The 6,393-nt window shown below is 71.7% G+C and carries 2 protein-coding genes; both read right to left on the reverse strand.

Features of this window, described 5'->3' with window-relative positions; all coding sequences use genetic code 11:
• A partial coding sequence (locus tag E0F75_RS39505; protein ID WP_229315878.1) for a type I polyketide synthase occupies positions 1-3,161 on the reverse strand: 3,161 nt, incomplete at its 3' end.
• A 28-nt stretch (positions 3,162-3,189) separates the two neighbouring features.
• The coding region (locus E0F75_RS39510) for an SDR family NAD(P)-dependent oxidoreductase (RefSeq protein ID WP_229315879.1) at positions 3,190-6,393 on the reverse strand (3,204 nt) is incomplete at its 5' end.

Consider the following 6,393-nt stretch of genomic DNA (forward strand, 5'->3'; position numbering starts at 1 on the left):
CCCGACGCATGCCGGGTCCACTCCTGCCCACCGCCCGCACCACCGTCACCACGGGACGCATACACGCCCACCGTGCGGCGTCCGGACTCGTCGGCACCGCCGACAGCGACCTGGATGCGGACGGCCTCGTCCTCGGGGAGCACCAGCGGTGCCCCGATCACGAGCTCGTCCAGCACCCCGCAGCCGAACTCGTCACCGGCCCGGATGGCAAGGTCGACGTAGATGGTGCCGGGGATGACGACCGAGCCCTGGATCGCGTGGTCGGCGAGCCAGGGGTGCGTCCGCAGCGACAGGCGGGAGGTGAAGACCAGCCCGTCCGACTGCGGCAGCTCGACGACGGCGCCAAGGAGGGGGTGGTCGGTGGAGGAGAGACCGACGGAGGCGACGTCGGTGTCGGCACCCGTCATCTGGATCCAGTAGTGCTCGTGGTCGAAGGCGTACGTCGGCAGGTCGACGCGCGGACCACCGACAACACCGGCAGGAAGTACGGCAGTCCAGTCGATGTCGACACCGCGCACGAAGGCCTCGGCGAGGGACGCGAGCATGCGCCGCATGCCGCCCTCACCACGACGCAGAGACCCCACCAGTACGGGGGTGACTTCCGCCGCGTCGGCGATCTCCGTCACCGGCTGAAGAAGTACGGGGTGGGGGCTGACCTCGACGAAGACACCGAAGCCCTCGCTCATCAGCGCACGGACAGCGGCCTCGAAGCCGACCGTCTGCCGCAGGTTCCGGTACCAGTACCCGCCGTCGAGAACACCCGCCTCATCGACCCAAGCGCCGTGCACGGACGAGAAGAACGGAATCTCCGGAGCCAGCGCGGTCACACCCGCGAGCTCGGCAGCGAGCACGTCCTCGGCCGCCTCGACGTGCCGGGTGTGGGACGCGTAATCCACCGCAACCCGCCGCACCCGCACACCCCGACCCTCCAGAACGGTCAGCAGACCGTCCAGAGCCTCGGCATCACCCGCGATCACGACCGAGGTCGGCCCGTTGACGGCCGCGACCTCCACACCCTCGACCAGCAGACCACGAACCTCGGCCTCCGCCAGAGCGACGGACGCCATACCGCCCGCACCCGAAAGGACCCGGCCGATCGCCTGACTCCGCAGAGCCACCACACGCGCCGCATCCTCAAGCGACAACGCACCCGCCACACACGCCGCAGCGATCTCACCCTGCGAATGCCCAAGGACCGCGTCCGGTACGACACCGGCCGCACGCCACACCGCCGCCAGCGACACCATCACCGCGAAACTCGCCGGCTGGATCACATCCACGCGCTCCAGCAGCGCCGCATCGGCTTCGCCCCGCAGCACATCGGTCAGCGACCACTCCACGAACGGAGCCAACGCACGCTCACACTCGGCCACCCGACCCGCGAACACCTCCGACGAGTCGAGGAGTTCACGGCCCATGCCGACCCACTGCGCACCCTGACCCGGGAACACGAACACCGAACGGCCCGGACCACTGCCCCCACCAGGGACGAGGCTCCTGACCAGGGTCGCGTCCGACTCGCCGCGTGCCAGCGCGCCGAGACCCGACAGCAGCTCGTCACGCGAACCCGCGACCACGACCGCACGATCCGACAGCACCGCACGACCGGACAGCAGCGAAGCCGCCACACCCGCCGACGGCACCGCCTCATCACCCTCGACGAGCTCCGCGAGCCGCGCCGCCTGACCCGGCAGCGCCTCCGCGCCCTTCGCCGACACCACGAACGGAAGCACCGCATCACCGTCGAACGGCGCGACGGCGGCCTCCCCCTCCTCCGGCGCCTGCTCCAGGATCACGTGCGCGTTCGTACCGCTCGCGCCGAACGACGAGACGCCCACACGGCGCGGCCGGTCGGTCTCCGGCCACGTCCGGGACTCCGTCAGGAGCTCCACCGCGCCGGCCGTCCAGTCCACCTGCGGCGTCGGCTCGTCCACGTGCAGTGTCGCCGGCAGCACACCGTGGCGCAGCGACTGCACGGTCTTGATCACCGCGGCGACACCCGAAGCCGCCTGCGCGTGTCCGAGGACGGACTTGACCGAGCCCAGCAGCAGCGGCCGGCCCTCCTCGCGCCCCTGCCCGTAGGTCGCGAGCAGGGCCTGCGCCTCGATCGGGTCGCCCAGCGTCGTACCCGTACCGTGCGCCTCCACCATGTCGATGTCGGAGGTGGTCAGGCCCGCGTTGGCCAGCGCCTTGCGGATCACCCGCTGCTGCGCAGGACCGTTCGGAGCGGTCAGACCGTTCGACGCACCGTCCTGGTTGATCGCGGAGCCGCGCAGCACGGCCAGCACGCGATGCCCGTTCTTGCGGGCGTCCGAGAGACGCTCGAGGAGCAGCACGCCCACGCCCTCGGCCCAGCCGCTGCCGTCGGCGGACGCGGAGAACGCCTTGATGCGGCCGTCGGCGGCCAGGCCGCGCTGCCGGGAGAAGCCGACGAAGCCGCCCGGCGTCGCCATCACGGTGGCGCCGCCGGCCAGCGCCATCGAGCACTCGCCACGGCGCAGCGCCTGCGCCGCCAGGTGCAGGGCGACCAGCGAGGACGAGCACATGGTGTCGACGGTCACCGCCGGGCCCTCCAGGCCCAGGGTGTAGGCCACGCGTCCGGAGGCGACACCGCCGGCGGTGCCGAGGGCGCGTTCGAGGCTGAGGTATCCCTCGAAGCCGCTCAGGTCCGGTGCGTAGTCCTGGTGGACCATGCCGGTGAAGACGCCCACGTCGGCGCCCCGCATGGAGTGGGGGTCGATGCCGGCGCGCTCGAAGGTCTCCCAGGAGACCTCCAGGAGCTGGCGCTGCTGCGGGTCCATGGCGAGCGCCTCGCGCGGCGATATCCCGAAGAAGGCCGCGTCGAACTTGGCCGCGTCGTGCAGGAAGGCGCCTTCGCGCACGTACGTGGTCCCGGGGTTGTCGGGATCGGGGTCGAAGAGTCCGTCCAGGTCCCAGCCGCGGTCGGTCGGGAACTCGGTGTAGACGTCGGCACCCTCGGAGACCACGCGCCAGAAGTCCTCGGGGTTGGTGATCCCACCCGGGAACCGGCAGCCCATCGACACGATGGCTACGGGCTCGACGGCAGCGGCAGCGAGCTGGCTGTTCTCGTGCTGCAGTCTGGAGTTCTCCTTCAGCGAAGCACGCAGTGCGCTCACAAGCTGCTCGTCAGGCGATGCCATTTCTTCCTCCACGATCTGATGTAACGGGTCAGCTTGCGTCGTCGCCGAGGGCCAGCTGAATCAGGCTGGCGACGTCCATTGCGTCGATGAGTTCCGAGTTGTCCTCCGACGGCGCCGATGCCTCGGGCGCGTCCGTCTCGGCAAGCTTCAGAAGGGTGTCCAGGACTCCGGACTCCTTGAACCGGGCGAAGGGGACGGCCGCCAGGACACGCCTGAGGTCGTCCTCCCGCCCTTCGAACTCGTCCGCGGTCGTGCGGAGGAGTTCGGCGCGCAGGTACTCGACCAGCGCGTCGGGGGTGGGGTAGTCGAAGATCAGCGTCGCGGGCAGGCGCAGGCCCGTGGCCGCGTGCAGGCTGTTGCGGAGGCCGACGGCCGCCAGCGAGTCGAAGCCGACTTCCTGGAAGGCCTGGAGCGGCCGGATGGCCTCGGCACTGCTGTGTCCCAGAACGGTGGCGGCGTGGCTGCGGACGAGCCGGAGCAGGATCCGCTGCTGCTCGGTCTCCGAGGCCGCGGTCAGGCTCGCGACCAGGGACGACTGGGCGTCGTCGGTGCCCGTGCCCGTTTCGGACTCTGCGGACCGCATCGCCTCGCGCGCCTCGGGCAGTTCGCCGAACAGCGGGCTCGGCCGGACGGACGTGAACGCCGGGATGAACGCCTTCCAGTCCATGTCGGCGACGACCACCGCGCTCTCGTCGGCGCGCAGCGCCTGCTCCAGGGTGCTCACGGCGACCTCGGGAGCGACCGGGAGGACGCCTCGGCGGCGCAGCTGGGCGAGCGCTGCCGGGTCGGCGCCGACGCCGATCCGGTCGAGCGCGCCCCAAGCGAGGGAGCTCGCCGTGAGTCCGCGTGCGCGGCGGCGTTCGACGAGGGCGTCGAGGACGGCGTTCGCCGCACCGGACGGGCCCTGCCCGCCGCCGCCCCAGACGCCGGCGATGGAGGAGAAGGTGACGAAGGCGTCGAGCTCCGTTGACTTGAGGTGCTCTTCGAGCCAGACGGCGATCTCCACCTTCGCGGCGAACACCTCGTCGAGGTCGGCCCGCCTCGTGTCGGCCAGGGAGCTGGTCTGCATGACGTCGGCGGCATGGATCACGGCGGTCAGCGGCCGGTCGGCGGGGAGTCCGCCGATCAGCCGGGCGAGCGCGTCGTGGTCGGCGGCGTCGCAGGCCGTGACGCTCGTCCGGACGTCCAGCCGGGAGAGTTCGGCGCGCAGTGTCTCGACGCCGTCGTCCGGCGTGTCGGCGGTGGTGGTGACGATCAGCGCGTCGGCGCCGCCGAGCGCGAGCCAGTGGGCGGCATGCCGGCCGAGTCCTTCGGTACCGCCGGTGACGAGGACCGTTCCGCGCGGCTTCCACTGCTGCGTACCCGCCGTCCTCGGCAGGGACTTGCGGACCAGTCGGCGGGCGTGGACGCCCGTACGCCGGATCGCGAGCTGGTCCTCGTCACCCGCGCCGTTGAGTACGCCGAGGAGGCGCTGCACGGTGCGGCTGTCGATCTCGGCGGGCAGGTCGACGAGGCCGCCCCAGCGGTCCGCGTACTCCAGGCCCGCGGCGCGGCCGAGGCCCCAGTGCGCCGCCTGGAGCGGGGAGGTCACGGTGTCCTGTGTCCCGGTGCTCACCGCGCCCGAGGTCAGGCACCAGAGCGGCTGGGTGGCGCCCGTGTCGGCGAGGGCCTGGAGGAGCACCAGCGTGGTCTCGGCGACGGCTGCGGCGTCCTGCGACTCCTGTGCCCGCTCCAGCGCGTGGAGGGACAGCACTCCGGAGAGGTCGTGCTCGGCGAGGACACCGCTCAGCGACGCGGCCAGCGACGCCCTGTCGCGGAGGCCGGCTTCCGGGACTTCGAGCAGCACCGTGGTGAGCCCCTGGGCGGCGAGTACGCGCGCCAGGTCGTCGGTCCGGTCGGTGCCGTCGCTCCCATCGGCGCTCCCATCGGCGGTGCCGTCGACACCGGCGCGCTCGGCCGGGGCGATCACCAGCCACGTGCCGCCCGGGACTCCGGGGGCGGTCTGCGGCAGCGGCTGCCAGGTGACGGCGTATCGGAGGCCCTCCACCACGGACTGCTCGCGGCGGCCTTCGCGCCAGTCAGCCAGCAGCGGGACGACGGCACCGAGGGCGCTCTGACGGTCCGTGGTGTCGGCGTTGAGCAGCGTGGCCAGCGCGTCGAGATCGGCGTCGTCGACAGCGGTCCAGAAGTCGCGGTCGGCGTCGTCGACCTGGCTGTCCCCGTCGGCGGGGCGGTCGGGAGCCTTGAGCCAGTAGTGCTCGTGGTCGAAGGCGTACGTGGGCAGGTCGAGCCGGTACGGGGTGGACCCGGTGGGCAGTACGGCCGTCCAGTCGATGTCGACACCGCGCACGAAGGCCTCGGCGAGGGACGCGAGCATGCGCCGCATGCCGCCCTCGCCCCGACGCAGAGAGCCCACCAGTACGGGCGTGGCCTCGGCCGCGTCGGCGATCTCGGTCACCGGCTGGAGGAGGACGGGGTGCGAGCTGACCTCGACGAAGACGCCGAAGCCCTCACCGATCAGCGCCCGGACCGCAGGCTCGAAGCCCACCGTCTGCCTCAAATTGCGGTACCAGTACCCGCCGTCAAGCACACCCGCCTCATCGACCCAGGCGCCGTCCACGGACGAGAAGAACGGAATCTCCGGAGCCAGCGCGGTCACACCCGCGAGCTCGGCAGCGAGCACGTCCTCGACGGCCTCGACGTGCCGGGTGTGGGACGCGTAATCCACCGCGACCCGCCGCACCCGCACACCCCGACCCTCCAGAACGGTCAGCAGACCATCCAGAGCCTCGGCATCACCCGCGATCACCACGGAGGTCGGCCCGTTGACGGCCGCGACCTCCACACCCTCGACCAGCAGACCACGAACCTCGGCCTCCGCCAGAGCGACAGACGCCATACCGCCCGCACCCGACAGGACCCGGCCGATCGCCTGACTCCGCAGAGCCACCACACGCGCCGCGTCCTCAAGCGACAGAGCACCTGCCACACACGCCGCAGCGATCTCACCCTGGGAGTGGCCAAGGACCGCATCCGGTACGACACCGGCCGCACGCCACATCGCCGCCAGCGACACCATCACCGCGAAACTCGCCGGCTGAATCACATCCACGCGCTCCAGCAGCGCCGCATCCGCGTCACCCCGCAGCACATCCGTCAGCGACCACTCCACGAACGGAGCCAACGCACGCTCACACTCGGCCACCCGACCCGCGAACACCTCCGACGAGTC

This window comes from Streptomyces sp. CB02980, assembly GCF_014451325.2.
In the GTDB taxonomy this organism is placed as follows: domain Bacteria; phylum Actinomycetota; class Actinomycetes; order Streptomycetales; family Streptomycetaceae; genus Streptomyces.